At 69.0% G+C, this 26,347-nt stretch carries 23 protein-coding genes; 15 read left to right on the forward strand and 8 right to left on the reverse strand.

Going from position 1 to position 26,347, the window contains the following annotated elements; all coding sequences use genetic code 11:
- Positions 1 to 82: 82 nt before the first annotated feature.
- Together BLS42_RS12060 and BLS42_RS12065 are read left to right on the forward strand one after the other, a co-directional pair.
- A complete protein-coding gene (locus tag BLS42_RS12060) occupies positions 83 to 1,099 on the forward strand; it encodes a 3'-5' exonuclease (protein ID WP_090581464.1) in 1,017 nt (338 codons plus the stop codon).
- 108 nt (positions 1,100 to 1,207) lie between these two features.
- A complete protein-coding gene (locus BLS42_RS12065; RefSeq protein ID WP_256336435.1) occupies positions 1,208 to 1,759 on the forward strand; it encodes a DUF4395 domain-containing protein in 552 nt (183 codons plus the stop codon).
- 563 nt (positions 1,760 to 2,322) lie between these two features.
- On the opposite strand, the gene BLS42_RS12070 is transcribed toward BLS42_RS12065, so the two are convergent.
- Entirely contained in the window at positions 2,323 to 3,501 is a 1,179-nt protein-coding gene (locus BLS42_RS12070; protein WP_256336436.1) for an ADP-ribosylglycohydrolase family protein, read from the reverse strand.
- Between the two features lie 186 nt (positions 3,502 to 3,687).
- Here BLS42_RS12070 and BLS42_RS12075 point away from each other — a divergent pair, with 186 nt between their 5' ends.
- The 6 genes from BLS42_RS12075 to BLS42_RS12100 all read left to right on the forward strand — a co-directional run bounded on the left by BLS42_RS12075 (position 3,688) and on the right by BLS42_RS12100 (position 11,488).
- Complete coding sequence (locus tag BLS42_RS12075; protein WP_090581466.1) at positions 3,688 to 4,044, forward strand: YidH family protein; 357 nt, start codon at positions 3,688 to 3,690, stop codon at positions 4,042 to 4,044.
- Positions 4,041 to 4,382: a DUF202 domain-containing protein gene (locus tag BLS42_RS12080; protein WP_090581468.1), complete on the forward strand. Its 342-nt coding sequence runs from the start codon at positions 4,041 to 4,043 to the stop codon at positions 4,380 to 4,382. The genes BLS42_RS12075 and BLS42_RS12080 overlap by 4 nt, the downstream gene beginning before the upstream one ends.
- Before the next feature lie 167 nt (positions 4,383 to 4,549).
- On the forward strand, positions 4,550 to 5,554 hold the full coding sequence (locus BLS42_RS12085) for an MIP/aquaporin family protein (protein ID WP_090581470.1): 1,005 nt from the start codon (positions 4,550 to 4,552) through the stop codon (positions 5,552 to 5,554).
- An 82-nt stretch (positions 5,555 to 5,636) separates the two neighbouring features.
- Positions 5,637 to 6,830 carry an exonuclease SbcCD subunit D gene (locus BLS42_RS12090; protein WP_090581472.1) on the forward strand — a complete coding sequence of 398 codons (1,194 nt, stop codon included), beginning with the start codon at positions 5,637 to 5,639 and terminating at the stop codon, positions 6,828 to 6,830.
- Positions 6,827 to 9,910, forward strand: coding sequence for an AAA family ATPase (locus tag BLS42_RS12095; RefSeq protein ID WP_090581474.1), 3,084 nt, complete (start codon positions 6,827 to 6,829; stop codon positions 9,908 to 9,910). The genes BLS42_RS12090 and BLS42_RS12095 overlap by 4 nt, the downstream gene beginning before the upstream one ends.
- A gap of 153 nt (positions 9,911 to 10,063) precedes the next feature.
- Positions 10,064 to 11,488, forward strand: coding sequence for an MFS transporter (locus BLS42_RS12100; protein WP_256336437.1), 1,425 nt, complete (start codon positions 10,064 to 10,066; stop codon positions 11,486 to 11,488).
- 45 nt (positions 11,489 to 11,533) lie between these two features.
- Here the strand turns inward: BLS42_RS12100 and BLS42_RS12105 are convergent, their stop codons facing one another.
- Positions 11,534 to 12,250: an IclR family transcriptional regulator gene (locus tag BLS42_RS12105; protein WP_090581478.1), complete on the reverse strand. Its 717-nt coding sequence runs from the start codon at positions 12,248 to 12,250 to the stop codon at positions 11,534 to 11,536.
- Between the two features lie 214 nt (positions 12,251 to 12,464).
- Between BLS42_RS12105 and BLS42_RS12110 the strand changes: the two genes are divergently transcribed.
- From BLS42_RS12110 to BLS42_RS12120, 3 genes are all read left to right on the forward strand, one after another.
- On the forward strand, positions 12,465 to 12,998 hold the full coding sequence (locus tag BLS42_RS12110; protein ID WP_090581481.1) for a flavin reductase family protein: 534 nt from the start codon (positions 12,465 to 12,467) through the stop codon (positions 12,996 to 12,998).
- A gap of 56 nt (positions 12,999 to 13,054) precedes the next feature.
- Positions 13,055 to 14,509, forward strand: a complete 1,455-nt coding sequence (hpaB, locus tag BLS42_RS12115; RefSeq protein WP_090581482.1) for a 4-hydroxyphenylacetate 3-monooxygenase, oxygenase component — start codon at positions 13,055 to 13,057, stop codon at positions 14,507 to 14,509.
- A 161-nt stretch (positions 14,510 to 14,670) separates the two neighbouring features.
- On the forward strand, positions 14,671 to 16,026 hold the full coding sequence (locus BLS42_RS12120) for an MFS transporter (RefSeq protein ID WP_090581484.1): 1,356 nt from the start codon (positions 14,671 to 14,673) through the stop codon (positions 16,024 to 16,026).
- A 79-nt stretch (positions 16,027 to 16,105) separates the two neighbouring features.
- Here BLS42_RS12120 and BLS42_RS12125 read toward each other — a convergent pair whose 3' ends face one another.
- The 5 genes from BLS42_RS12125 to BLS42_RS12145 form a co-directional block, all read right to left on the reverse strand.
- A complete protein-coding gene (locus BLS42_RS12125) occupies positions 16,106 to 16,933 on the reverse strand; it encodes an alpha/beta fold hydrolase (RefSeq protein ID WP_090581485.1) in 828 nt (275 codons plus the stop codon).
- A 4-nt stretch (positions 16,934 to 16,937) separates the two neighbouring features.
- A complete protein-coding gene (locus tag BLS42_RS12130) occupies positions 16,938 to 17,267 on the reverse strand; it encodes a biotin/lipoyl-containing protein (RefSeq protein ID WP_018775751.1) in 330 nt (109 codons plus the stop codon).
- Positions 17,260 to 18,342 carry an alpha-ketoacid dehydrogenase subunit beta gene (locus BLS42_RS12135; RefSeq protein WP_090581487.1) on the reverse strand — a complete coding sequence of 361 codons (1,083 nt, stop codon included), beginning with the start codon at positions 18,340 to 18,342 and terminating at the stop codon, positions 17,260 to 17,262. The genes BLS42_RS12130 and BLS42_RS12135 overlap by 8 nt, the downstream gene beginning before the upstream one ends.
- On the reverse strand, positions 18,335 to 19,372 hold the full coding sequence (locus BLS42_RS12140) for a thiamine pyrophosphate-dependent enzyme (protein ID WP_090581489.1): 1,038 nt from the start codon (positions 19,370 to 19,372) through the stop codon (positions 18,335 to 18,337). The genes BLS42_RS12135 and BLS42_RS12140 overlap by 8 nt, the downstream gene beginning before the upstream one ends.
- Positions 19,373 to 19,506: 134 nt before the next feature.
- Complete coding sequence (locus BLS42_RS12145) at positions 19,507 to 20,931, reverse strand: amino acid permease (protein ID WP_090581490.1); 1,425 nt, start codon at positions 20,929 to 20,931, stop codon at positions 19,507 to 19,509.
- A 187-nt stretch (positions 20,932 to 21,118) separates the two neighbouring features.
- On the opposite strand from BLS42_RS12145, the gene BLS42_RS12150 reads away from it, so the two are divergent.
- Positions 21,119 to 21,592: an Lrp/AsnC family transcriptional regulator gene (locus BLS42_RS12150; RefSeq protein WP_090581492.1), complete on the forward strand. Its 474-nt coding sequence runs from the start codon at positions 21,119 to 21,121 to the stop codon at positions 21,590 to 21,592.
- 56 nt (positions 21,593 to 21,648) lie between these two features.
- Here BLS42_RS12150 and BLS42_RS12155 read toward each other — a convergent pair whose 3' ends face one another.
- Positions 21,649 to 22,263: a maleylpyruvate isomerase N-terminal domain-containing protein gene (locus tag BLS42_RS12155; protein ID WP_090581668.1), complete on the reverse strand. Its 615-nt coding sequence runs from the start codon at positions 22,261 to 22,263 to the stop codon at positions 21,649 to 21,651.
- Positions 22,264 to 22,534: 271 nt separating this feature from the next.
- Between BLS42_RS12155 and BLS42_RS12160 the strand changes: the two genes are divergently transcribed.
- The 3 genes from BLS42_RS12160 to nadB are packed head-to-tail and all read left to right on the forward strand — an operon-like array spanning position 22,535 to position 26,336.
- Positions 22,535 to 23,251 (forward strand): NUDIX hydrolase, encoded by a 717-nt coding sequence (locus BLS42_RS12160; RefSeq protein ID WP_090581494.1) that lies wholly within the window; start codon positions 22,535 to 22,537, stop codon positions 23,249 to 23,251.
- Positions 23,248 to 24,555: a quinolinate synthase NadA gene (gene nadA, locus BLS42_RS12165; protein ID WP_090581496.1), complete on the forward strand. Its 1,308-nt coding sequence runs from the start codon at positions 23,248 to 23,250 to the stop codon at positions 24,553 to 24,555. The genes BLS42_RS12160 and nadA overlap by 4 nt, the downstream gene beginning before the upstream one ends.
- Positions 24,552 to 26,336 (forward strand): L-aspartate oxidase, encoded by a 1,785-nt coding sequence (gene nadB / locus BLS42_RS12170; protein ID WP_090581498.1) that lies wholly within the window; start codon positions 24,552 to 24,554, stop codon positions 26,334 to 26,336. The genes nadA and nadB overlap by 4 nt, the downstream gene beginning before the upstream one ends.
- The last annotated feature ends 11 nt before the right edge of the window (positions 26,337 to 26,347 follow it).

Consider the following 26,347-nt stretch of genomic DNA (forward strand, 5'->3'; position numbering starts at 1 on the left):
TAAGGGTACTTGACGGCCGCAGGCCGGCCCCGGGGCCGTTCCCGGTGCGGGTGGCGCCGCTCGCGGGCGGTAAAGTTGGGCCGTGACTTTGGACTTTACGGCGATCGACTTTGAGACCGCGAACGGCTTCCGCGGTTCGCCGTGCGCTGTTGGCCTGAGCAAGGTCCGCGGCGGCGTCGTCGTCGAGGAAGCCTCCTGGCTCATGCGGCCGCCGGAAAACCATGACACCTTCGATCACCACAACGTCCGGATCCACGGCATCCGGCCGGACCAGGTGGCCGGACTGCCGCGGTTCGGGGAGCTGTTCCCGGAGATCGGCGCGTTCATCGGCGGCGACGTGCTGGCGGCCCACAACGCAGGGTTCGATCTCGGTGTGATCCGCTCTGGGCTGGAGGTCTCAGGGCTGGCCGGGCCCGCCTACGACTACGTCTGCACGGTGATATTGTCCCGGCGCTGTTACTCCCTGGTGTCCAATTCGCTGCCCTACGCCGCCGAAGAGGCCGGCGTCCCGCTGGTCAACCACCACGATGCCGCCGAGGACGCCCGGGCCTGCGCAGGCATCCTGATCGACATTGCCGCCCGCAACGGGGCGGCGAGCATCGCGGAACTCTATCTGTCCCTGGGCCTGACGGTGTCGCACCAGCCGGCCTTCGACCCCCGGCGCGACCCGCTGTCCAAAGCCACCCTGGCCGCGCTGGAGGCGCTCGCCGGGGGGACTGCCGGCGCACCTGTTGGCCGGCGGTTCGTGGCCGGGTGGCCGGAGGAAGGCCCCAACCCGGCTCCCAATGCCGCCGCCAGCCCCGACCATCCGCTGTTCGGCCAGACGGTCGTGTTCACCGGCGAACTGGCGATTCCCCGGCCCGAAGCCAAGGTCCGCTCTGCCGAGCTCGGTGCCAGGCCGGAAAGCCGGGTCACGGCCCGCACAACCGTCCTGGTGGTGGGCGACGGGTTTGTGGCCGCGGACCTGCGCTCGGGCCGGCTCACCGGTAAAGCGCGCCGCGTCCTGGAACTGCACGACCGCGGGCAGCGGATCGAAGTCTTGTCCGAGGGCGAATTCCTCCAGATGGTCGGCGGACACCTGGCCGCCGTACCCGCCTGAACCGGCCCTACCTGAACCCGTGCTGCCTGAACCCGTCTTGCCTGAATCCGCAGTCACATGGCGCAACAATCATTCCCGCCCCGGCGCGCCCGCTCGTAGCCTTGGCGGATGAGCAAACCCGCGGATGCACAGGCCCCTGAATTGCCGTCGACGCCAGTGCTGTCGACGCGCGGCATTGACTGGCGGAAGGTGTTCGCGTTCCCCAACCCGGTGAACGAATACGCCGCCCGCATCACCGCAGCCCTGGTGGTGGCGCTTTCCGCGGTGACCCTGCTGACCGGTTTCGGCTGGGGGCTCGCCATCATCGCGGCCGGCTTTTGGCTGCGCGTGCTGTTCGGCCCCCGAATCTCGCCCCTGGCCCAGCTCTCGGTCAAGGTCCTGACGCCCTGGCTCGGACGGACCCGCCTCGTTCCCGGTCCGCCAAAGCGATTCGCCCAGGGCATTGGAGCCGCCGTGTCGACGGCGGCCGCGTTGCTGCTGGCTGCCGGCCTCGCGCCTGCGGCGTGGGTCCTGCTCGCAGTGCTGATAGCCGCCGCATCCCTTGAGGCGTTCGCCGGGTTCTGCCTCGGCTGCACCATTTTCGGCTTCCTGCAGCGCCGCGGACTCATCCCCGAGGACGTCTGCGAAGCCTGCAACAACGTCTCGCTCCGCGGCGCCTAGGATCCGCCACCAGGGCCGGGCATGTCCCGGCGATGCGGCCACCAGGGCCGGGCATGTCCATCGGTGCCGTGCATGGAGGGACGGACATGTTCTCCGGAGGCGTGCATGGAGGGACGGACATGTTCTCCGGAGGCGTGCATGGAGGGACGGACATGTCCATCGGTGCCGTGCACGGAGGGACGGACGTGTTCTCCGGAGGCTCTGACCAATGGACATAGTGGCAATATGTCCAGTCCCCGCCACCGGAGATGGGCATGTCCTGAGGATGCCGCGGCAGAGGATGGACATGTCCTTCGCAGCGAGGGCGACCGGGCATGTCCTCGTTACGCGGCAGGGGATGGACATGTTCATTGCACTGATTCATTGCACTGAGGCGCGACTGGGCATGCCCGGGGGGTGCGGCAGCCTGGGATGGACATGTCCATCGCAACGGGGTGGAAAGGGGCATGTCCCGCGGACAAGCCGAGCGCGCGGGCTTCCGCGCGCAGCCAGTTGCGCTGCGAGAATGCCGAAGACCCAGCGCCAGGCTGACAGGTGCCCGGGCTGACAGTTGCCCGCCGAAGCTACGAGCCGGTGACGGCCGCCAGCCTCGACGCCATGCCCCGGATGACCTCCGGCGCCTCGAGCGCCGCCAGCCAGTCGGCCGGCAGGCACGGCTCGCCGTAGTACGCCCCGAGGATGTTCCCGGCGATCGACGCCGTCGAGTCGCTGTCCCCGCTGTGATTCACGGCCACCGCAATTGCCGCACGGAAATGTGCCTGGGCACCGGCCTCGGCAGTGCCGGCGTCCGCCGTCGCTGTTTCTGTCCCGGTTTCCGGGGCGGTGGCCAGCACGGCGTACAGCGCGACGGCCAGGGCTTCCTCGGCCACCCAGCCCTCGCCGAGTTCGCTGACCAGGTCCTCGGGGCTGAGCACGTGTCCGCCGCCGGGCAGGTCACCGGCCAGCCGCAGGGCCGCCTGCAGCCGTGCCACAACATCCGGATCCGGATTCTCGCCCTTGCGCAGGATGCCGCCGCGCAGGTGCCCCAGGGCCGATTCCGCCGCTGCGCGCAAACTCTGGCCGGAGGACAGGGCATGGATGACCAGGCTGAACACTCCTGCGCTCTGCCGCGCCGCGGGGTGCCCGTGCGTCAGGGACGCGGCATCGGCACTGAGCTTATAGACCGTTTCGGGTTCGAGGTGGGGGATCAGGCCGAACGGCGCCGAGCGCATCACGGCGCCGCAGCCCTTCGCATCGGGATTGACCGGCCGCTTCACGGTGCCCATCTCGCCCGTGGCGAGTCCGCTTAGGCAGGCGTTGCCGGGCGAACGCCGGTTCTTCAGGACGGCCTGGGCATCGATCCAGCGCGGCGGCTGGAACGGGGCCGACGCCGGCACCGCGACGCTCTGGGTGCCCAGCCACCGCAGGTACGCGAGCCACAGGCACGCGTTGATATCCGATGCCACGCCGTCGTTCGCCCATTCCAGCGCCTCGAGGAGGCCATCCGCGGTGTACAGCGTCATTTGCGTGTCGTCCGAAAACGGGCTGCCGGCGTCGAGCGCGGAAAAATCCTGCAGGCCCGCGGGGCCAAACCGGGCGCGGATCGCGGAAATGTCGTCGAATTCGACAGCGTAGCCCAGCGAATCGCCGAGCGCACCGCCCAGCAGGCAGCCGTGGATGCGCGATCCGTGGTTCGGGGCGTGGGAATGCGGCTGGCCGGGTGACGGGGCGGGTGCGGGCGTGGTCCCGGGCTCGGTGCTCATGCCCCCAAATTTACCCGGCGCTGCCCCGCACTCTGCAATGCCGCCGACCCAATACCGCCGACCCAATGCCGCGGACTCAATGCAGGGCGGCGGATGCGGAACGCCGGTAGGGTGCTGGTAGGACCCGTCCAGCGGTCAGGCGAAGCAACCGCCGGCGGCGTATCCGTCCGGCAGCGGAGGAAACGAATGCGCGAACCAGCGTGGCGGAAGACCGGGACCACTCCCGACTACAGGTTCTCCATGGCCAACGAGCGGACGTTCCTGGCCTGGATCCGCACGTCCCTGGCCCTGATTGCCGGAGCCCTGGCGATTGACCAGCTGGCCCCGGAGATCGCGCCCGGACCCGTGCGGATCGCGTTGTGCGTCATCCTCGCGTTCCTCGGCGCGGGTCTGGCGGCCTTCTCCTATCGCCGGTGGGGACGCCTGGAAGCTGCCATGCGGAACAACAGGGAGTTGCCGTTCTCTGCCGTGATGCTGGTGATGACGATCGGCGTCGCGGCTGCGGCGCTGCTGTTCGCCATCCTGGTCCTGGTGGCGCGGTGAGCCCGGAGGCGGCCCGGGATCCCGGGCTGCAGCCCGAGCGGACATCCCTGTCCTGGCGCCGGACCCTGCTGGGCCTTATAGTGGCGGACCTGCTCATATGGCGCAGCTGGGCGCTCGCGGGGTCCCGCGGCGGCGCTCCGGGACCCGTCGACTATCTTGGCGTCTGCGCGCTTGCCGCCATGGCCGCGACGCTGGTCCTTGGGGTGTGCGTGCTGGTCCGCGGGCGGGAGCTCCGGCAGTCCAACTCCGCGCCGCCGGCTGCGCTCCTGCGCTGGGCCGCCGCCGCCGTGGTGGTCCTGGCCACCAGCGCCGTGGCCGCCGTCGCCCTGGGACACTGAGCCGGTTACCGGACAAGCAAGGATCCAGCCAACATCCAGATTCCGCTGGCAGACTGCTGGCGAACCTATTCTCCGGGCGGCCGAGGCCGCACCCGGACCACGACCCGGCGGGCCAGCGACGCCGCAGCTGCAGCCCAGGGCCCAGCACCAACAAAGGAATACTGACCATGACCCTGCTTGTGCCAGCCCGCAAGTCCGTTGGCGTCCAGCCACCGGCCGCCAGCGACGTTTCGCCCCGACCCCGACTCGTGGCCCGGCTGTCCGCCGAGGCGCTGGGGACCCTGATCGTGGTGTTCGCCGGCCTGGGCGTGCCGCTGTTCACCATTCCGCAGTCGAACCCGCTGCCCGCCGCCCTGGCTGCCGGCCTGGCGCTGACGGCGGCGATGCTGGCCGTCGGGTATGTCTCCGGCGGTCACTTCAATCCCGCCGTCACCGTGGGCAACGCCATCGCGGGACGGATCCGGCTGGCCGACGCCGCGGCGTACATCGGTGCCCAGCTCGTGGGTGCGGCGCTCGGGGCAGTCGCACTGTTCGGCGTCCTGCGCACCGTACCGACGATCAACGACAGCCAGGGCGCATTCGCCACCGTGGCGGCCGGATTCGGCGAGCACTCGATCATCCAGGTTCCCATGGCGGGCGTCCTGCTCGTGGAGGTCCTGGGCACTGCCCTGCTCGTGGCCGTCTTCCTTGCCACGACGGCCCGCCGAAATCCCGCCAGGGCGGCGGCCCCCTTCGCGGTGGGCCTGACGACGGCGATGCTCCTGCAGTTGGGCCAGGCGCTCGGCAATGTTCCGTTCAACCCGGCCCGGGCCACGGCGTCGGCCATCTTCAGCGGCCCGAATGCGCTTGGGCAGCTGTGGCTGTTCTGGGTGGCACCTGTGGTCGGTGCAGCCATCGCCGGGCTGGTTTTCCGCGGCTTCGCCCAGAACACTGCCCAGACCACCGCGCAGGCCGACGCGGAGCTCACCGACGCAGACTTGGACGGCGCCGACTTCGGTGACGCTGACTTCGGTGACGCGGAGCTGACCGACGGCGTGGAGGACAGCCAGAGGGCCGGCACGGGGCACAGGGGCAACGGGAAGACTGCGGCCGCCGCTTCCGCTTCGCCCGACCGCATCCGCGCCCAGGACGACGAGGCCCGCAGCTTCTTCGACAGCAAGGGTGGAAAGTAGCCGCTCTTGACCAGCTTTAACCTCCGTCACCCTCACGGGGTGGTGGCGCAAGAGTGTCGGTGCCAGCCGATACCGTAGGAATATGCGGTTATTGCACACCTCCGACTGGCACTTGGGCCGGTCCTTCCACGGCATCGGCATGCTGGATTCCCAGCGCGCCTTCATCGACCAGCTCGTGACCTTTGTCCGGGAAGAGAGCGTGGACGTCGTCCTCATCGCCGGGGACGTCTACGACCGCGCACTGCCGGGAGTCGACGTCGTCGGCCTGCTGGATGACGCCCTGGTGCGCCTCACCGGGGCCGGCGCGCAGGTTGTCCTCACCAGCGGCAACCACGACTCCGCCATCAGGCTGGGGTTCGCGTCGAGGCTGCTCGAGCGAGGGGGAGTGCATTTGCGCACGCGGCTGAACGAACTGGACCAGCCCGTGCTCTTCTCGCTCGGGGACGCCGCCGGGGACGGCGCGGTGGACGATACAGGGCCGGTGCTGGCCATTTACGGGATCCCCTGGCTGGAACCCCGGCTTGTCGCCGAGCAGCTGGGGGTCGAGACCGCGAGCCACTTTGAGGTCACACGCGCCGCCACCGATCGGATCCGTGCAGACGTGCGGCACAGGAGTGAGACCCGGACTGTCCATTCGGTGGTCCTGGCGCACACCTTCGCCAGCGGAGGCATCAGCTCTGACAGCGAGCGGGATCTGAGCATCGGGGGCGTCGGAGCGGTTCCGCTGGATCTCTTCGACCGCTTTGGCTACACCGCACTTGGCCACCTGCACGGCCGGCAGGAGCTCTCCCCGGCGGTACGCTATTCCGGCTCGCCGCTGGCGTACTCCTTCTCGGAAGCGAAGCACAGGAAGGGCAGCTGGCTCGTGGAGGTCGACGCCGAGGGCATCGGCGAAGTGCGCGAAGTGCCCTGGGACGCGCCCCGGGCCCTCGCCGTGCTCCGCGGGAAGCTGGATGACCTCCTGGAGTCGGAGGATTTCGCCTGGGCCGAGGCCGCCTATTGCCAGATCACGCTGACGGACGCCGCCCGCCCCGCACAAGCGATGGACCGCCTGCGGGCACGGTTCCCCGACACGTTGGTGCTCGGCTTCGATCCCGACGGCCCCGGCGCGGCGCCCAAGGCCAGCTACAGCAGCCGGCTTGCCGAGGCCGAGGATGACCTCTCCGTCTGCTGCGGATTCCTCGATCACGTCCGCGGCCGGCCCGCGTCCGACGCCGAGGCAGCCGTCCTCGCCGAGGCGCTCGAAGCCGTGCGCCTGGAAGGGGTATCCCTGTGAGGATCCACCGCCTGGAGATTTCAGCCTTCGGCCCGTTCGCCGGCACCGAGCGGATCGACTTCGACCGGCTTAGCGCACACGGGCTGTTCCTGCTGAACGGCGCCACCGGTGCGGGCAAGACCAGCGTCCTGGACGCCGTCTGTTTCGCCCTGTACGGATCGGTTCCCGGAGCCCGGCAGGACGGGAAGCGGCTGCGCAGCGACCACGCGGAGGCCGCCGCCGAGCCGCGCGTCACCTGCGAGTTCTCGGCCAAGGGCCGGCATTTCGAAGTCTCCCGGTCGCCCGCTTGGGACAAGCCGAGCGCCCGGGGCAAGAACGGCTTCACGGTCCAGCAGGCCAACACGCTGCTGCGCGAACGCATCGACGGCGCGTGGGTAGAGAAATCCGGCCGGAATGATGAAGCCGGGGCCGAGATCGCTGACGTCCTGGGCATGAACCGGGACCAGTTCACGCGCGTGGTCATGCTGCCCCAGGGCGACTTCGCGGCGTTCCTGCGCTCCAAGGCATCTGACCGTCTGGAGCTGCTGCAGAGCCTCTTCGGCACCCAGCGCTTTGAAGCCGTGGAACAGGAACTGTCCCGGCAGGCGCAGACCGCCAAGGCGGAGGTCGCCAGCCTGAACACGAAGCTGGACCTGCTCCTGGCGCAGGCCGAGTCCGAAACCGCGGCGCTCGAACTCGACCCCGTCGGCGCCCCCGGCAGGGACGAGCCCGATGCGCTTCTGACGTGGCTAAACGACGGTGCGGCAACCGCCGCGGAGGGCAGACGGGTGGCCGCCGCAGCAGCCGAGAAACACGCCGCGGAACATGCCTCCGCGTTGGAGACCGCCAACGCGCGGGCAAACCGCCACGCCAAACTTGCCGCCGCGGAACTGCGACGGATTGACGCCGACGCCGCCGCCCCCGTCCTGGCCGACAAATCAGTCACGCTCGGCCTGCACCGCCAAGCCGAAGTGCTTGGCGGCCAGCTGCGGGCCGTCGAAAGTTCCGCGGCAGCCGAGAACCTGGCAGGAACGGCCCTGCTACAAGCCGCGCGCCAGCTGCGGTCCGCGGCAGCAACAGACGCGGAGCTCGCCGGGCAGGACCTCATTGACGGAGGGCCGGGGGACGCTGCCAACGGCCCCGCCGGCGGGCACGCCCCGTTGGACAGCGCCGCCGTCCGGAGTACGCTCGCACGGCTGCGGTCCCTGCACGCCGTGCTCACCGAACGCCTGCCCGACGAATCCCGGCTCATCGGACTCACCGACCGCGGCAGCCGGCTGCGCCAGCAGTTGCAGGAGCTCGAAACAGGTCGCCGGACCGGTGCCGCCGCCCTGGACGCCCTGCGCTCTGAGTCGGCGGCCCTGTCCGCCGGAATCCGCCCCCTCGAGGAACTGGCCGCGGAAGTCCAGTTGCGCACCAAGGAAGCCACTGCAGCTGACGAACTCGTGACCATCGTTGGCCGCTACCTCGCCGCCGAGGCCGAATGCTCGGTAATCGCGGAACAGCATGCCGCAGCCCGGAACGTACACCAGGACCGGAGGCAGCACTGGCTGGACCTCCGTGAGCAACGGCTCACAAACGCGGCGGCCGAGCTCGCCACCCAACTCCTCGCCGGAGTCCCTTGTCCCGTCTGCGGCAGCCCGGAGCACCCGGCGCCGGCCCCCGCCGCAGCCTCCGCACTGGCCGTCGCCGAGGCTGAGAAGGCGGCGCAACTAGCCAGCGACATGGCGGAAGAGGCCTTCGCTGCCCTCGGGCGCGATCTCGCCGACGCCCACCAGAACGTCGCCGTCCTGGCCGCCCAGGGCGGCAGCACACCTCCCGAGGAAGCCCGCGCGGAGGCGGCCCTGGCCCGGGAACGGGCCGACGACGCCGGCCGCGCCGCCACGGACCTTGCGGCCAGCCGGGCCCGGCTGGCAGAACTCGAGGCGGCCATCGCCGCCGCGGACCGGGCGCAGGCCGATGCCGCCTCCGGCATCGCCCAAACGCAATCCACGATCGCCGAAATCGACGAACAGGCAGAGGCCCTGGAACACGCCCTGGACAAGCTGCGCGCCGGCCACGCCACCCTCGAACAGCGGATCGCCGCCCTGACGTCAACGACGGCAGTCCTCGAGCACGCCGACGCCGCGCAGTCTGCCCTCGACCAGTCCGCCGCACGCACCGCGGAGGCACGCCGTCAACTTGAGCAGGCGCTGCCCGCAGCCGGATTCAGCACCGAAACCGCGGCGCGGGAAGCGCTGCTGCCGACGCCGGTGGCAACAAGCCTCGAAACGGCCATCCGGGCGGGACAGGACGAAGCCGCCAGGATCCAGGAACTGTTCGCCGGCGAGGACCTCGCCCTGGCGGCGGCCGAACGCGCCGCCGGAGACCTCGTCAGCGACGCCGCCCTCGAGGAGCTCAGGACGGAGTCGGCGGCGGCCGAACGCAAGGCCCGGGAAGCCGTGCTTGCGGCCGGACTGGCGGAAAACTCGCTCCGGACCCTAGGACGCATCGCCGGTGACTACGGGGAACTCGCCGCCGCCGGCAGGGGACCGCGGGACCGGGCCGCGCTGCTCGCCGCCGTGGCCGACGCGGCCAAGGGCGGAGGCGACAACAGCTACCGCATGAGCCTGAACAGTTACGTCCTCGCCGCCCGGCTTGAGCAGGTGGCCGTCGCTGCCTCGGAACGCCTGATCGGCATGAGTGACGGCCGCTACACGCTGCAACACACCGACGCCAAGGCCGCGCGCGGCGCGAAGTCCGGCCTCGGCCTGGAAGTTGTGGATGAGTGGACCGGCCAGCGCCGGGACACGGCGACCCTCTCCGGCGGCGAGTCCTTCATGGCCTCCCTTGCGCTGGCCCTCGGGCTGGCAGACGTCGTGCAGCACGAGTCCGGCGGCGTGGACATCGAGACCCTCTTCGTGGACGAGGGCTTCGGCAGCCTCGACGAGCAGGCGCTGGAACAAGTTATGGACGCCCTCGAAAGCCTCCGCGACGGCGGCAGGGTAGTGGGGCTCGTGAGCCATGTGGCGGAAATGAAGCAGCGCATCGGCACCCAGCTCCAGGTGGTCAAGGGCCGCAGCGGATCCACCCTGCACATCAGCGACGACACCCGGGTCTGAGCCCTTCCCTGGGACCGTCCCGGGGCCTGGTCCCGGGACGGCCGTTACGGGATCGGGTATCATTGATCTGTTACCGGGTCGCGCGCATCGGGAGGAGGGACGATGCGCACTATTTGAGCGAACCCGGAAACCATGAATCCTTCACCGTCTTCTTTGGCGTCTACTCTTGACGCCCCAATTTCGACCGACACCCTAACGGCGTCCGCCGCACAGCCGTCCGCCGCAGTGCAGGCCCCTGCGCCCGCCAAGGGCGGCCGCTACGCGCAGCTGCCACTGCTGGCCGGCCGCAGCTTCATCCCCCTGGGGCTCTTCGCCCGCCTGCCGCTGGCCATGCTCACTGTCGGCGCCCTGACGCTCGTCACCGCCGTCACAGGCTCCTACGCCGTGGGCGGCGCCGCAGCCGGCGCCGTCGGCATCGGTTCCGCACTGGGCGCCCCCGTCCTGGGCGTCCTCGCTGACCGGCTTGGCCAGCGCGGCGTCCTGCTCGTGTCCGCCATCGCCAACACCGTGGCCATCGTTGCCCTGATCCTCACGGCCTACCTCATCCCCGGGGTCCATGACCTTGCCGCCGCCGTCCCCGTGCTGGCCGCGGCCTTCGTGGCCGGGGTGAGCTGCCCGCAGGTCGGTCCGCTGGCCCGGGTCCGCTGGATGGCGCTGACATCCCGGACGTCCGGGGCCGGAGCCCGTGCGGGCGGAAACTCCGCGGACCTGGACACCGCCCTCTCCTATGAGAGCACCGCGGACGAGCTCACCTTCGTGCTCGGCCCCGCACTCGTCGGTATCCTCGCGAGCATGCTTGCACCGTGGCTGCCGCTGGCCCTGGCCGCGGCACTGACTGTTGTCCTCGTGCCCGCCTTCGCCGTCCACCCCACGAACCTTGCGGTGGTCCGCACAGCGCGGCGCCGGGCCGCCGGACCGGCAGCAGGACTGTCAGCCGGTCTGGCTCCGACAGCGGCGGGGGACGGCCACGGGGACACCCGCACGGCGGCCCAGCGCGCCAGAACCTTCGCCGCCGTCGCCCTTCCTGTGCTGGCGATGGTGTGCATGGGCACCTTCTTCGGCTCCACCCAGACAGCGCTGAGTTCGTTCTCCGCCAGCTTCGCGACCTCCGAGCTCGCGGGCCTGCTCTACGCCGTCATGGGCCTGAGCTCTGCGGCGGCCGCCCTCTCGGTCGCGTACTGGCCCCGCCGCTTCACGGTGAACGCCCGCTGGATTGCGTGCGCGGCCCTCATGGCCGGCCTCGCATCACTGCTGTTGCTGCCCTCGACGGCGCTGCCCATGGTCCTTGTGCTGTTCGTCCTGGGCCTGCCCGTCGGCCCGCTCATGGTCACCGTCTTCGCCATCGGCGGCCTCGTGGCCCCGGCCGGAAAGCTCGGCACGGTCATGACGGTCCTGGCCAGCGGCATCGTCGCCGGCACCGCGCTCGGATCCTCCATCGCCGGACAGCTGGCCCAAAACTTCGGGTACTCGACGGCGTTCCTGGTTCCGGTGTGCGCCGCTACGGCGCTGTTCCTGCTGGGAACGGCCGCCGCCGTCGTACTCCGGCAGCGCGGGAGGAAGACGGCACCGGCCGCCTAAGCCTGCTCGCGACAGGACGACGGCGCTGCGGGATGGCGCACGCGTCTAGCCCAGCTGCGCCTCGATGCGCCGGGCCGCCTCCGTGAGGGCCCCGGCGACGGTGTCCGGATCCTGTGCGGCGCGGATATAGACGACGGCGAGGGCGGCCGGCCGGCCGCCCGGCACCCGCAGCGGCACCGCAATGGAGGACACGCCTGGGATCACCTCGTCATGGCTTGCGGCAAAGCCGCGGCGCCGGGCCTCGGCGGCCTCGGCCCGGTACGGGATGCCCGGGGCCAAGGCCCGCCACTCCTGTTCCGGGAAGGCGGACTGGATGGCGATGCCCGGTGCCCCGGCGCTGATGGGATGCCGCGACCCCGGGTGCTGCACCACCGCGGCGCCGCTGTGCCGCGGATCCACCGTCACCAACGTCACGCACTCCTCCCGGTCCCAGACCGCCACGAAGGCGCTCATGGTCAGGGTGTTGGCCAGCAGGGTCAGTTCCGGCAGGGCCGCCGACTGCAGGTCGCGGGAGACCCCGCGCGCCAGGACGGCGAGGCCCGGGCCCGGCTGGACCCGGCCGCTGTCGTCGCGCACTAGCAGCGAATGGTCCTCCAGGGTGCGCAGGATCCGGTAGGCCACGGAGCGGTGGACGCCCATGGCATCGGCGAGTTCGGCAATGGTGAGCGGCTGCTGCGCCTCGGCGAGGATCTCCAACGCCCTGATGCCGCGGGACAGCGTCTGGGATGGAGAAGCCTGGACGGTGCCGGCGTTCGGGGTCATGGGGTCCATCCTAGGGGCGGGGTCGCTGGCCGCCGGGCGTGCCGGGCAACCCTTGTGCTCCGGCTCACGGTCCGCTAGCGTTCTATATGGGAACTACTTGTTCGATTATAGAACACATCCACTTCAAAGCGCACCTGATCCAAGCACACGTGATCCAAACACAGTTGATCCACCACGCAGCCTAGGAATACGCCACAAACGCAAGGAATCAACGATGATTGCCCATCCACGCGACCACGCCGGGGGTGTCCCGGGCCGGCTGTCTGCCCCGCGGTCCAACCACTTCAGGGGCAGCCTTGGCAGGTTTGCCACCGGCGTGGCGATCGTGACCTTCGACGGGGTCACGAAGCGCCACGGGATCACCGTGAACTCCTTCACCTCAGTCTCGATGGACCCTCCGCTGGTGCTGGTGAGCATCGCCCGCACCGCCAGGGCCCACGATGAACTCGACGGCCGGCCCTTCACGGTGAACATCCTCGGCGCCGAGCAGCGGCATCTGGCCATGCACTTCGCCGGCAGCCCCGGTCCCGAGCCGCTGTGGGTGGAGGGGGACACCGCGCCGCGGCTGTCCAATGTGCTCGCCTATTTCGAATGCAAGCCCTGGGCGGCGTACGACGGCGGCGACCACACCCTGTACATCGGTGAGGTGGTGGACTTCAACTACCGCAACGGCGATGCCCTGGCGTTCGCCAACGGCACCTTCACCACCATCCCGGAAAGCCTGCTGGGCATGGAGGACCTGCTCTAGCGCCGTGCCAATTCTATTCAACACGGCTCAGCTCAACGACGACTGGAGGAAGACCAATGGGCATCCGTACCGGACGGCAGTACCTGGACAAGCTCAACGCCATGAGCCCGCACGTGGTGATCGACGGCGAGGTGGTCAGCGAGAAGATCGCCGAGCACCCGGCTTTCCGCAATGTGGCTCGCTCCTACGCCGGGCTCTTCGACATGCAGCACGACCCGAAGTACCAGGAGGCGCTCACCTACACCTCGCCCAGCACCGGGGACTTGGTCAACGCCTCCTTCCTGGTGCCCAAGACCATTGAGGACCTCCAGCGGCGCCGCCGCGCCATCTCCACCTGGGCCGAGTCCTCCAACGGCTTCCTTGGCCGGTCCGGGGACTATATGAACTCCGCGCTCACCGCGCTGGGCACGGCCGGGAAGTGGTTCTCGCAGGCGGATCCGAAGTTCGGCGAGAACATCCGCAACTACTACGAGTGGGCTAGGGAAAACGACGTCCTCGCCACGCACACCCTCATCCCGCCGCAGGTGAACCGCTCGGTCTCCGGTTCGGAGCAGCTCGGCGGCCAGCTCTCGGCCCGGATCGTGGAGGAGCGCGAGGACGGGATCGTCATTCAGGGCGCGCGGATGCTCGCCACCATCGCCCCGATCGCGGACGAGCTCCTCGTGTTCCCGTCCACGGTCCTGCGGGGCACCCCGGAAGACGCGCCCTATTCCTACGCGTTCGCCATCCCCAATGATGCCCCGGGCCTGCGCTACCTCTGCCGTACCTCGCTGTACAACGGCGGCAGCACCCACGACGAGCCGCTGGCCTCCCGCTATGAGGAAATGGACGCCGTCGCGGTCTTTGACCACGTCTTCGTGCCCAACGAACGCGTCTTCATGCTCGGCCACCCGCAACTGTGCAACAGCTTCTACACCGAAACCGGCGCCGGCGCGCTCATGACCCACCAGGTGGTCACCCGCACCATCGCCAAGAGCGAGTTCTTCCTCGGCCTGGCGTCGGAACTGGCCGAATCGATCGGCATTGACGGGTTCCAGCACATCCAGGAGGACATCGCCGAGCTGATCATCGACGTCGAAATCGGCAAGGCGCTGATCCGCGCGTCCGAGGCCGACGCTGAGCTCAATGACGCCGGCGTCATGCTGCCGAAGTGGTCCACGCTGAACGCTGCCCGCAACTGGTACCCGAAGATCGCCCAGCGCTTCCCGCAGATCATCCGGAAGTTCTCGGCGTCGGGCCTCATGGCCCTGCCGGGCGAGGCGGACGTCAACAGCGAAGCCCGGGAGGACATCGAGCTGTACCTGCAGGGCAAGACCCTGACCGGCCCCGAGCGCGTCCGGCTGTTCAAACTGGCCTTCGACGCCTCGATCTCCGGGTTCGCCGGGCGCCAGTCGCTCTACGAGTACTTCTTCTTCGGGGACCCGGTCCGCATGGCCGGCGCCCTGGTAAACACCTACGACCGCGGCCCGGTCCGGGCCAGGGTCCGCGAGCTGCTCAACCGCCCGGACTGACACGCGGAAGACATACTCCGGGAATATGTGTGTCCTATCACACATTTCATAGTAGTATTTAAAATACTAACTGACCGTTCGATCAGTAATTCCAGCAGGACTCAGTTATCCACTTCGCACCCACTTTGGGCAGTACCGCTGCCCCCAACAACGGAGTTTCAATGACCGCAACTTCACGTGTCGACACCGAGGCGGGTCCCAGCAGCAAACATGAGGAACGCAAGGTCCTCGCCGGGACGCTGGTCGGCACCACCATCGAGTGGTACGACTTCTTCATTTTTGCCCAGCTGACAGCAACGCTGCTCTCACCCCTGTTCCTCGCCCCGCTGAACGAATCCAACCCGGGCCTGGCACAGATCCTGTCCTTCGCCCTCATCGGCATCAGCTTCCTGTTCCGCCCGCTCGGCGCGATCGTTGCCGGCCACCTGGGTGACCGCCTCGGACGCAAGGCCATGCTGGTCTTCACCCTGATCATGATGGGTGCCGCCACGGCGCTGATCGGCATGCTGCCCACCTACGCGCAGATCGGCGTCTGGGCCCCGATCCTCCTGATCCTGCTCCGTGTCATCCAGGGCTTCTCCGCCGGCGGTGAATGGGGCGGCGCAGCCCTGATGGCCGTCGAGCACGCTCCCAAGAGCAGGCGCGGCCTGTTCGGTGCCTACCCGCAGATCGGTGTTCCGGTCGGCATGATCCTCGCCACCGGCCTGCTGTACTTCCTCAACACGTCCATGTCCAAGGAAGACTTCGCGTCCTGGGGCTGGCGTGTGCCGTTCCTGCTCTCGATCGTGCTGATCGTCGTCGGCTACCTGATCCGCCGCGCCGTTGCCGAGAGCCCCGTCTTCAAAGAGATGCAAGACCGCAAGGAAGAAAGCAAGGCGCCGCTCAGCGAGCTCATCCGCAAGCACAAGAAGGCAGTTCTCTACTCGACCATGATCTTCATCGGCAACAACGCTGCCGGCTACCTGTTGATCGCGTTCTTCATCTCCTACGCCACCAAGTCCCTCAAGATGCCCACCCCGCAGATCCTGCTGGCCACCACGCTGGCTTCCTTCGGCTGGCTCATCTTCACCCTGGTCGGCGGCTGGCTCTCGGACAAGATCGGCCGCGTCAAGACCTTCCTTATCGGCTACGGAATTGTCTTTGCCTGGATGATCCCGATGTTCGCCCTCATCGACACCAAGAACATCGTGCTCTACGGCGTCGCGCTGTTCGTCCTGACCATCGGCCTGGGGCTGTCCTACGGCCCGATGTCCGCCATGTACGCCGAGATGTTCCCGGCAGAGGTCCGCTACTCCGGCATCTCGATCGGTTACGCGTTCGGCGCCATCCTCGGCGGCGCGTTTGCAGCCACCATCGCGGAGACCCTGCTGCAGGGCACGCACTGGACCGGCTCCATCGGCATCTACATCATGATCCTCTGCGTCATCTCCGCCATCGGTGTCCTCCTGGCCGGCGAGACGAAGGGCCGCCCGCTCGGCGTCAGCCATCACGCGCCGGCCGAAGAGGCCAAGCGCTAGCCACAAAGCAAGGCACAAAAGAGGCACGGACCGCGGTCCGTGCCTCTTTTGTGTTGGCCTGTGGCAGCTGCCTGTCTGCTCAGACGCCCAGGAAGCTGATGGCACCCTGTTTGAAGGCGCGGCTGGTGATGGCGTTGGTGTGGTTCCGGCCCGGCAGCACCAGCTGTTCAACCATGCCGCCGGCCTTGGCGCCGAGGGCGGCAAGCTCCGGCATCGAGGCGGCCCGGTCGTCCTTTTCCCCTGCCACGAGGAGCATCGGCATGTGCGGGACGGCTTCGGCGGGATCGTACGGCTCGGTCTTGATCGCCTCGACCAGGGAGAGCAGCGCGAAGATGTTGTTGCTGGGCAGCAACATGGCCATCTTCAGCAGGCCCGCGGTTGATTCGTCCGCGATCGGGGTGCCGTCGGCCAGGTACCGCTGCGCGGCGATCAGGTCGAAGTCCGCCAGCGGATCGGCGACATTGGGGCCGCCCAGGACCAGCCGGTGCACCAGCTCATGCTGGGTGGCGCCGAACTCCCAGGCGAGCCGGGATCCCAGCGAATAGCCGATCACGTCGAGCCCGCTGGAGGGGTCGCCGTCGCGCAGGGGCCGCGTCCCGGCGTCGAACACTATTTGCAGCAGGTCCGCGCGGATCCGGCTGGGGGAGTAGGAGTCCATGTCCTCCGGCGCCCCGCTGCGGCCGTGGCCGGGCAGGTCCACGGTGATGACGCGCCGGCCGGCCTCCAGGAGCGCGGCGAGCCAGCCGGTGTCCTCCCAGTTGAGCTTGGACGAGGAGGAGAAACCGTGCAGCAGCAGGACCGGACGGAGCCCGACGTCGTTCTGGGGCTCATGCACCTGCACGTACAACTGGGGGTCGGTGCCCTCCACTGTGTGGGAATGCAGTTCGCCGGTGTGTCTGCCGCTCATGCTCTCAGTCCTCATCAAGTACGGCGCTCAGGCGGACCCGGCGCTTTGGTGCCTCTTCCTTCGGGACCGTGCCCACGATGCCGGCGGTGTTGTCCGGCACCTCAAACACAATCAGGGGCTCGCCGACATTGATCTTGTCACCGGGCCCGCCGTAGATACGCACTACCTTACCTGCCTGCGGGCTGGGCAATTCAACGGCCGACTTGGTGGTCTCGACCTCCACGAGCGGCTGGTTGCGCTCAACCTGCTCGCCCGGTGAAACCAGCCATTCGAGCACGGTTGCCTCGATCAGGCCCTCGCCGAGATCGGGAAGGGGGAAGGAAATTTCAGCCACGTTTGTACTCCAATACTCGCTGGATGCCGAAGAGGATCCGGTCAATGTTCGGGATGTATTCATCTTCCAGATCGCCCGAGGGGTACGGGACGTCGAAGCCGGTGACGCGCTCCACCGGTGCCTTGAGGGTGTCAAAGCAGCTCTGCGTGATCAGCTGCGCCACTTCGGCGCCGAGGCCGGAGGTCAGCGGCGCTTCGTGGACGACAACGGCGCGGCGCGTCTTGCGCACGGAGGCGGCCAGCGCCTCGGCGTCGATCGGCTTGAGCCAGCGCAGGTCCAGGACCTCGATGTCGATCCCGTCCTCGGCCGCGAGCTCGGCCACCTGCAGGCAGCGGGAGACCATGGCGCCCCATGCGACCAGCGTGAGGTGGCGGCCTTCGCGCATCACCTTGGCGCCGGTGGGGGAGCCGGCTGCATCGTGTCTGGAGACGTCTACCTCGCCCTTCTGCCAGTACCGCGACTTCGGCTCCATGAAGATCACCGGGTCCGGCCGCGTGGCGGCGTACTTGAGCAGGTGGTAGGCCTCGTGCGGGTTCGACGGCGAGACCACCTTGAGCCCGGGCACGTGGGCGAAGAGCGCCTCGAGGCTTTCCCCGTGGTGTTCGGGGGCGCGGATGCCGCCGAAGCTGGGCACGCGCAGGGTGATGGGCATCGGCATGGTGCCCCGGCTGCGGTAGTTCATCCGGGCGATCTGGCAGACGATCTGGTTGATGGCCGGGTAGGCGAAGCCGTCGAACTGGACCTCGGGAATGGGGTGGAACCCGGCCATCGCCAGGCCCACCGACATGCCGAGGATGCCAGATTCCGCCAGCGGGGTGTCGAAGACCCGCTGCGGGCCGTGCTTGGCCTGCAGCCCGTCGGTGATGCGGAAGACGCCGCCGAGCCGGCCGCAGTCCTCGCCGAAAATGACGGCCTTGGGGTTCTCCGCGAGGACCTCGTCGAGGGCGCGGTTAAGCGCCTGCTGCATCGACATCACGGTGGTTGATGCGGGGCTGTCTGCGGCCGTGTTGGTGACAGTGTCGTCGGCAGTGTTGTCGCCTGCGGCGTCTACGTTTTCGAGAATCGAGTTAGACATGTTCGGACTCCTCGCGCCAGTTGGCGGCCTGGGCCTGCAGGGCCGGGGTGGTTTCCTGGAAGACCAGGTCAAACATTTCAGTTCCGGGACGGGAGCCGAGGGCCTGGATGCCGGTGCGGATCTGCTCCTCTTCGGCCTTGGCCGCGGCCAGCGCCTCGGCGAAGAACGCCTCGTCCGCGATTCCATCGGCCAGTAGCCGCTGCCGGAGCCGCTCGAGCGGGTCGATGCCGGATTCGTCGCGTTCCTCGTCGAGGGAGCGGTAGCGGCCCGGATCATCGGAGGTGGAGTGCGGGCCGCGGCGGTAGGTCATGGCCTCGATGAGCACCGGGCCGTTGCCGGAACGGGCATGTGCGAAGGCGCGGCGGGTCGCCTCGAGAACCGCGACGACGTCGTCGCCGTCGATCTTCAGCGCCGGGATCCCGTAGCCCGCGGCACGGGCTGCGACGGAGCCGCCGGCCACCTGCCGTTCGGTGGGGACCGAGATGGCCCAGCCGTTGTTCTGGACGAAGAACACCACGGGCGCCTTCATCACGGCGGCGAAGTTCATTGCCTCGTGCACATCGCCCTGGGAGGAGGCGCCGTCGCCGAAGTAGGTCAGGGCGACGCCGTCTTGGCTGTCGAGAGTCTGGCCGTGGGCCCAGCCGACGGCGTGCAGCACGGAACCGGCGACGACCGCCTGGATCGGGGCCAGCCGGGATTCCATCGGGTTGTACAGGCCGCCGTGCCACGTGGCCTTGTGAGTTGACATATAAGCCACCATGTCCACCCCCATGGTCCGGGCGACACCCATCTCGCGGTAGGTGGGGAAGACGAAGTCACGGGTGGTGTCCACGGCGTAGCCGCTGCCCACCTGGGCTGCCTCCTGGCCGAGCTCGGGGGCGTAACCGGGGATGATGCCTTGGCGTTGCCAGGCGATGGCCGAGGTGTCGAGGTGCCGGACGGCCACCATCAGCGAATAGAGCTCTCGGAGCTCGTCGGCAGTGAGCGGCCCGGCAGCGCCGCCGGAAGCCACGGGGAGAAGTGTGTCCATGCCTGTGACCCTAGTCACCGGCGGCGGGGTAGGCAATCAGCCTAGGTTGGGGTGCCCAGACTGCACACTTCTGCCGGCCGTGGCGCCGGGACGCTTGGCAATTTGTCTAGCGTCCCGGCTGGTCCCTTAGTCGGTTAGACGGCTGGCCGGCTGGCCGGCTGGTCGGCCTCTGCGCCGGCGCTGCGGTTGCGGGTGATCCGGGCACCGATCCAGCACGCCGCGGCGATGCCGGCCACCAGCGCCAGGGTGCTGAAGAGCTGCGTGCTGGTTTCCGGGCTGCTGAAGCCGACGGCGAAGATGAGCGCCAGGAGCACGAGTCCGAAGATCGTCAGCCCGGGGAAGCCCTTCATCCGCAGCGGCAGCGCGGTGCCGTCACGGTCGGCCCGGCGCCGCAGGATCAGCTGGGACACGAGGGCCGTGCCCCAGACCACGAGGCACGTCGATCCGACGAGCTGGAACAGTGCCGGGAGAATCTGGTCGGGGAAGAGCAGTTCCAGCACGGCGGCCAGGAAGCCGAAGGCCACCGAGACGCCCACGGCCACCACGGGGACGCGTGCCTTGTTGACCTTCGAGAGGAAGCGCGGCGCTTCGCCACGTTCCGACAGCGAGAAGACCATCCGGGAGGCGCCGTACAGGTTGGCGTTCAGCGCGGAGAGAAGCGCGACGACGGCCACCAGGGTGATCGCGGCACCGGCGCCCGGGATGCGGGCGACGTCGAGGACGCCGGCGAACGGGGACTTCAAGGCCGCCGAGGTTGAGGGGAGGACTGCTGCGATGACGAACACCGAGCCAATGTAGAACGCAAGGATCCGCCACACCACGGTGCGGATCGCTTGGGCGACGCTGCGCTCCGGGTTCTCCGTCTCAGCCGCGGCCACGCTGACAATCTCCGTGCCGCCGAAAGCGAAGGTCACCACGAACAGTGCGGTGGCGATGCCGCCCAGGCCTGCCGGGGCGAAGTCGGAGGTGAAGTTGCTGAGCCCGGGGGACGGGACGTTCGGCAGCCAGCCCAGCAGCAGGGCCGCGCCGATGGCCAGGAACAGCACGATGGCGGCGACCTTGAGGATGGCGAACCAGAACTCGAATTCGCCGAAGTTCTTCACGCCGGCCAGGTTGACCGCCGTGAACAGGGCCATGAAGATCAGTGACAGTGCCCAGACGGGGATCACCGGCCACACGGTGAACAGGAGCGCAGCCGCACCCAGGGCCTCGGCCGCGATGACCACCACGAGCTGCAGCCACCAGAGCCAGCCGACGGTCGCACCCGCGGTCTTGCCCATCGCCTTTTGCGCGTAGACGGAGAAGGCGCCGCTGTTGGGGTTGGCGGCGGCCATCTCCCCGAGCGCCCACATGACCAGGATGATCAGGGTTCCGGCGACGAGGTAGGAGATCAATACGGCGGGTCCCGCCGCCTGGATTCCGGCCCCTGAGCCGAGGAACAGGCCGGCGCCGATCGCGCTGCCCAATCCCATCATGGTCAGCTGGCGCGGCTTCATGCTGTGCCCCAATTTCGGGGCCGGGAGGGCGGTGGGCAACTTCGCTATGGACTTCGTTGTCATACTGGCGAACCTTCGTGTGGTTTGGATCTGTGAGTCCTTATGGGACCTATTGAATTTACCGTCTTTGGCCGGGCGCTATGGGCCGCCGGGGCTCCGCAGGCGTGAGAGCATAGTGGCAGTTTGCTAACTGATTCGGGGCATCGGCGGCGGTTTGTTTGGGCCGGGCCCGCTTGGGAAGGAAAAATCCATGGACGTTGATCCGCTGGATGCAAAGATTGTCCGATTTTTCACGGATTCCCCCAGGGCCTCGGTCCTGGAGGCTTCCCGGGTGCTGAAGATTGCCCGCGCCACGGTGCAGTCGCGCCTGGACCGGATGCAGGACGCCGGTGTGATCGGCTCGTGGGTGCCGCAGCCCGATCCGGCGCACTTCGGATTTCCCGTGGTGGCGTTCTGTTCCCTCACGATCAACCAGGACCTCGGGCACGACGCCGTCGTGGAGGCCCTGTCGCGGATCCCCGAACTGATTGAGATCCACACCGTCTCGGGGAGCTCGGACCTTATGGCCCGGATAGCCGCGCGCTCCAATTCGGACCTCCAGCGTGTCCTCGATGCCATGATTGCGACCAGGTCGGTCCTGCGCTCGTCCTCCGTGATCGTGCTCAATACCCACTTCCAGGGCCGCACCCTGCCGCTGCTCGAAGCCGCGGCCACGAGCAAGTGACAGGCCAGGCGGGTGGCCGGCCTGCCGGCTCGGCGGCCGGCCCACGGGGCTGTGAGCTAGACGACGCTCAGGTTTCCGGGCAGGCCGGTCCGGCCGGTGAGCAAGAGCAGCAATTCGCCGGCGGACGGCAAGCGGGAGCCGATGGCTCCGGCGAGCTCCAGGGAGGCCGCAACCGCCGGGGCCAGCGAGGCGGGCGGCGGGAGCTGCAGGGCGCGCGCCAGGTCCAGGGTGTGCACGGCCAGCTCGAAGGTCCGGGTCGGCAGGTAGTCGATGAGCGTCATTACCCCGGCGGGGGTGGCCACCAGGGCATCGTCCGGCGTGTTCCGGACGAGGGCCGTGACGCGTTGGACAAGCTCCCGCACCGCTGCGGCCGGGTCCCCGCCCAGGGCTTCCCCGGTTTCCTTGCCTCGCCGCGCGATCGCATCCGGCGAGGTGGCGCCCCGGACGGCCAGGAAGTATTCCACCGGACCGACCACCCGCTCCCCGGTGGCCGGGGTGGCGAGGTAGGTCTCCACGGTTGTCAGGGCGCGGCTCGTGTGGCCGGTCAGTGCCCGGACATCCCATTCGCCCAGTGCCGGCCGCGACCACGCCGGGCGCGGGACCTGTTCGGCGAGCTCCAGGAATGCCCGGGCCGCTCCCGCGTAGCGGGCCCTGACTGCTTCTGCGTCCATAGCCCCGATGTCCCCAGCCTCGATGTCCATAGCCCCGATTAATACCGTTGCCGGTACCCGCGGACAAGCCCGGACCGAACCCCCGGGGCCGCCCTGGTCCGCCCATGGTCCGCCCATGGTCCGCCCATGGTGACCTGAAACATTTTGCGCCCGGCCGGCGCGGCCGTATCATTAGTTCTAGTCAATTTGACTATAACTAATCCGGCGGTCGGGCCGGATCCGTCCGGGCAGTCCATCGCAGGACCCGCCCGGGACCCAAGAGGGCGGGTGGATCACCGTTTACACCACAGCAGCCAACGTCTCGGAGCGCCAGACCGCTCCGCCGTCGTTGGCCATCTCCACTGTGATCTTTGCGCTGCGCCCCAGCGAGAAGTCCGGACGGCCCACGCTGTGGATCCCGCTGGTGCGCCGGATCCGCGAGCCGTTCAAGGGCCTCTGGGCCCTGCCCGGCGGCCCACTCACGCACTCCGAGTCACTCCAGGACGCCGCCTCGCGGAACCTGCGCGAAACCACGGGACTGGCCCCGAACTACCTCGAACAGCTCTACGCCTTTGGCGGGCTGCACCGCTCGCCCACCCAGCGCGTCGTCTCGATTGTGTACTGGGCGCTCGTCCAGCCGACGGAGGCCGCGCTCGCGGACGAATCGGAGAACGTCCGCTGGTTCCGCGCCGACCGGCTCGGCGAGCTGGCCTTCGACCACAACGCGATCATCGACTACGCCCTGTGGCGGCTGCGCAACAAGATGGCCTACGGATCCATCGCCTACCACCTGCTGGGCGAGTACTTCACCCTTGCCCAGGTCCGGGAAGTCTACGAGGCCGTCCTGGACCGCGAACTCGATCCCGCCAACTTCCGCCGGCAGGTCAAGGCCACGCCGGAAATCGAAGAAACCGATCACTACCTGCAGGGCGGCAAGCACCGCCCGCCCCGCCTCTACCGCTTTACCGGCCGCCCAGGCCTTGACCCAGACAACAGGAGCACACCATGAGCAGCGTCAACACGGCAATCCAGCTGATCACGCGCGAGCAGGCCACCACCATGACGGGGGGCGCGGCCGCCTCCACCTGCAGCCCCGCGCTGGCCCAGGGGCCCTGGGACTACGACCTCGCCGAGGCCCTCGCCGGAGTGCCCGCCTACGGACCGGGCGCCTCCTCCACCGACGCCGCCCCGGCCTCGACTCCCCGGCAGGGGCAGCTCCCGGAAGAGTACAAGCTCGCCAGCGACGCCGAACTCGACGCCCGGATCCGCGCCGCCAAAGCGGCGCTGGGGGACCGCGCCGTCGTGTTGGGGCACTTCTACCAGCGCGACGAAGTGATCGAATATGCCGACTTCGTGGGCGATTCCTTCCAGCTCGCCAATGCGGCCCTGACCCGGCCGGACGCCGAAGCGATCATCTTCTGCGGCGTGCACTTCATGGCCGAGACGGCGGACATCCTGTCCCGGCCGGACCAGGCTGTGATCCTGCCCAACCTCGCCGCGGGCTGCTCCATGGCGGACATGGCGGACATCGACTCGGTTACCGAGTGCTGGGAACAGCTTGAGGACGTCTTCGGCACGGAGCCCGACGCCGAGGGCCGGGTCCCGGTCATCCCCGTCACCTACATGAACTCCTCCGCAGCCCTCAAGGGCTTCTGCGGCGAGCACGGCGGGATCGTCTGCACCTCCTCGAACGCCGCGACCGTGCTGGAGTGGGCGTTTGAGCGCGGCCAGCGCGTGCTGTTCTTCCCGGACCAGCACCTGGGCCGCAACACCGCCAAGGCCATGGGGGTGCCGCTGGAGCAGATGCCGATGTGGAACCCGCGCAAGGACCTCGGCGGCAATGATGAACAGGCCCTGCTCGATTCCCGGGTGATCCTCTGGCACGGCTTCTGCTCGGTCCACAAGCGCTTCAACGTGGGCCAGATCGAGAAGGCCCGCGCCGAGTTCCCCGGCGTGCAGGTGATCGTGCACCCGGAATGCCCCATGGAGGTGGTGGACGCCGCCGATTCCGCCGGGTCCACCGACTTCATCAAGAAGGCCATCGCCGCGGCCACCGAACCCACCACGTTTGCGATCGGCACCGAGATCAACATGGTGAACCGTCTCGCCGCGGAATACCCGCAGCACACCATCTTCTGCCTGGACCCGGTGATCTGCCCGTGCTCCACCATGTACCGCATCCACCCCGGCTACCTTGCCTGGGTCCTGGAAGCGCTCGTGCGCGGCGAGGTGCTCAACCGCATCACCGTGGACGAGGACGTCGCCGCGCCGGCCAAGGTGGCGCTGGAACGCATGCTGGCGGCGCGGCCGTGACCAGGCGGCTCGTGATTGTCGGCAGCGGGGTTGCGGGGCTCTACGCCGCGCTGCTCGCGACCGACGCCGCCACCGGCAGCGGGCGTGACATCGAGGTGGTCCTCCTGAGCAAGGGGACGCTGGAGCAGAGCAACACCTACTACGCCCAGGGCGGCATCTCCGCCGTGCTGGCCCCGGAGGATGCCGCGCCCGGGGACTCCGTGGCAGCGCACATCGCGGACACGCTCGCCGCCGGTGCCGGGCTGAACGACGCCGAGGCGGTCCGTGTCCTGTGCACCGAGGCCGTCCGGGACATCGCTGGCCTGGGCCGCTATGGCGTGCATTTCGACGTGGGTTCCGACGGCGGACCGGCCCTGGGCCTGGAAGCGGCACACTCGGCGCCGAGGATCCTGCACGCCGGCGGTGACGCGACGGGCGCCTGCATCGCCCGCGGGCTCGTCGCCGCCGTTCTGGAACGCGCCGTCCTGGATCGTGCTGTCCACGGCCGGCTCCGGGTGGAAACCAGCGCGTTCGTCACCGAACTCCTGACCGAACCGGAAGTCCTGTCCGAATCTCTGTCGAATGCACCGTCACAGCCCGGCAGCACGCCCCCGACGCCGGCCCGGGTCACCGGCGTGGCCTACCTGGCCGGCGGCCGGCCCCAGCGGTTGGCTGCCGACGCCGTCCTGCTCGCCACCGGCGGTGCCGGGCGGCTGTTTGCCCGCACCAGCAATCCCTCCGTCGCCACCGCCGACGGGCTGGCCCTGGCCTGGCGTGCCGGCGCCGCGGTGCGGGACCTCGAGTTCTTCCAGTTCCACCCCACCACCCTTGCCGCCCAGGAGATCCCGGGCGGCCCGCCGGCCCTGCTCATCTCCGAAGCGGTCCGTGGCGAGGGGGCAGTGCTGCTGGACTCCGCGGGGTACCGCTTCATGCCCGACTACCACCCCGATGCCGAGCTGGCCCCCCGCGACGTCGTCTCCCGCAGCATCGCCCTCCACCTGGCGGCAACCGGGGCCGCGCCGGACAGCCCGGTCTACCTGGACGCGCGTGGCATCGAGGCAGACCGGGGCGCGGGCTTCCTGGCCCGGCGGTTCCCGACCATCACGGCCGCCACCCTCGCCGCCGGCTACGACTGGACCACGGAGACCGTACCTGTGTCCCCGGCCGCCCACTATTGGATGGGCGGCGTGAGCACCGACCTGAGGGGCCGCACGTCCGTTCCCGGCCTGTATGCCGCCGGCGAGGTCGCCCGCACGGGGGCGCAGGGGGCAAACCGGCTGGCGAGCAACTCGCTGCTGGAGGGCCTCGTGTTCGGCCGCCGTGCGGTGGAGGACTTCCTGCGCGCACCCGTGCCGGAAACGGCCTGGCTCCCGCCGGCACGCGAGGACCTCCAACTGAACAGACATTTGCCGCCCGCGGCGGCTGTTACGCCAAAGACCGGTGCCGCAGAGGTTCCGTTCTGCCGCGCGGCCCTGGGGAGGCTCATGACCGCGGCAGCGGGAGTCACACGCACGGGCGCCGACCTCGACGCCGCCGCGGCCCAGCTGGCGCAGTGGGCCGCAGACCTTGCCGCCGCCGATTTTGAACCCGCCGACCTTGAAACCGGAGTCCGCGCCGGGCGCAGTGCCGGGCACGGCGCCTGTCTCGGCCAGGATGCCCATGAGGACCGGAACCTGCTGCTGGCCGCGGAACTCCTCGTGGCGGCGGCCCGGCAGCGCACGCACTCCGTCGGCGCCCACTACCGGGCAGACACGGACGACGCCTCAGTACTCACCCATTCCATGCAAAGGATTTCCTCGTGACCACCACTGCC

This window comes from Arthrobacter sp. ov407, assembly GCF_900102895.1.
In the GTDB taxonomy this organism is placed as follows: domain Bacteria; phylum Actinomycetota; class Actinomycetes; order Actinomycetales; family Micrococcaceae; genus Arthrobacter.

Coding starts and splice junctions, on each gene's coding strand:
- BLS42_RS12065 (WP_256336435.1), top strand. CDS start 1,208: ATGAGCAAACCCGCGGATGCACAGGCCCCTGAATTGCCGTCGACGCCA.
- BLS42_RS12070 (WP_256336436.1), bottom strand. CDS start 3,501: ATGAGCACCGAGCCCGGGACCACGCCCGCACCCGCCCCGTCACCCGGC.
- BLS42_RS12075 (WP_090581466.1), top strand. CDS start 3,688: ATGCGCGAACCAGCGTGGCGGAAGACCGGGACCACTCCCGACTACAGG.
- BLS42_RS12085 (WP_090581470.1), top strand. CDS start 4,550: ATGACCCTGCTTGTGCCAGCCCGCAAGTCCGTTGGCGTCCAGCCACCG.
- BLS42_RS12090 (WP_090581472.1), top strand. CDS start 5,637: ATGCGGTTATTGCACACCTCCGACTGGCACTTGGGCCGGTCCTTCCAC.
- BLS42_RS12105 (WP_090581478.1), bottom strand. CDS start 12,250: ATGACCCCGAACGCCGGCACCGTCCAGGCTTCTCCATCCCAGACGCTG.
- BLS42_RS12110 (WP_090581481.1), top strand. CDS start 12,465: ATGATTGCCCATCCACGCGACCACGCCGGGGGTGTCCCGGGCCGGCTG.
- hpaB (WP_090581482.1), top strand. CDS start 13,055: ATGGGCATCCGTACCGGACGGCAGTACCTGGACAAGCTCAACGCCATG.
- BLS42_RS12120 (WP_090581484.1), top strand. CDS start 14,671: ATGACCGCAACTTCACGTGTCGACACCGAGGCGGGTCCCAGCAGCAAA.
- BLS42_RS12125 (WP_090581485.1), bottom strand. CDS start 16,933: ATGAGCGGCAGACACACCGGCGAACTGCATTCCCACACAGTGGAGGGC.
- BLS42_RS12135 (WP_090581487.1), bottom strand. CDS start 18,342: ATGTCTAACTCGATTCTCGAAAACGTAGACGCCGCAGGCGACAACACT.
- BLS42_RS12140 (WP_090581489.1), bottom strand. CDS start 19,372: ATGGACACACTTCTCCCCGTGGCTTCCGGCGGCGCTGCCGGGCCGCTC.
- BLS42_RS12145 (WP_090581490.1), bottom strand. CDS start 20,931: ATGACAACGAAGTCCATAGCGAAGTTGCCCACCGCCCTCCCGGCCCCG.
- BLS42_RS12150 (WP_090581492.1), top strand. CDS start 21,119: ATGGACGTTGATCCGCTGGATGCAAAGATTGTCCGATTTTTCACGGAT.
- BLS42_RS12155 (WP_090581668.1), bottom strand. CDS start 22,263: ATGGACGCAGAAGCAGTCAGGGCCCGCTACGCGGGAGCGGCCCGGGCA.
- nadA (WP_090581496.1), top strand. CDS start 23,248: ATGAGCAGCGTCAACACGGCAATCCAGCTGATCACGCGCGAGCAGGCC.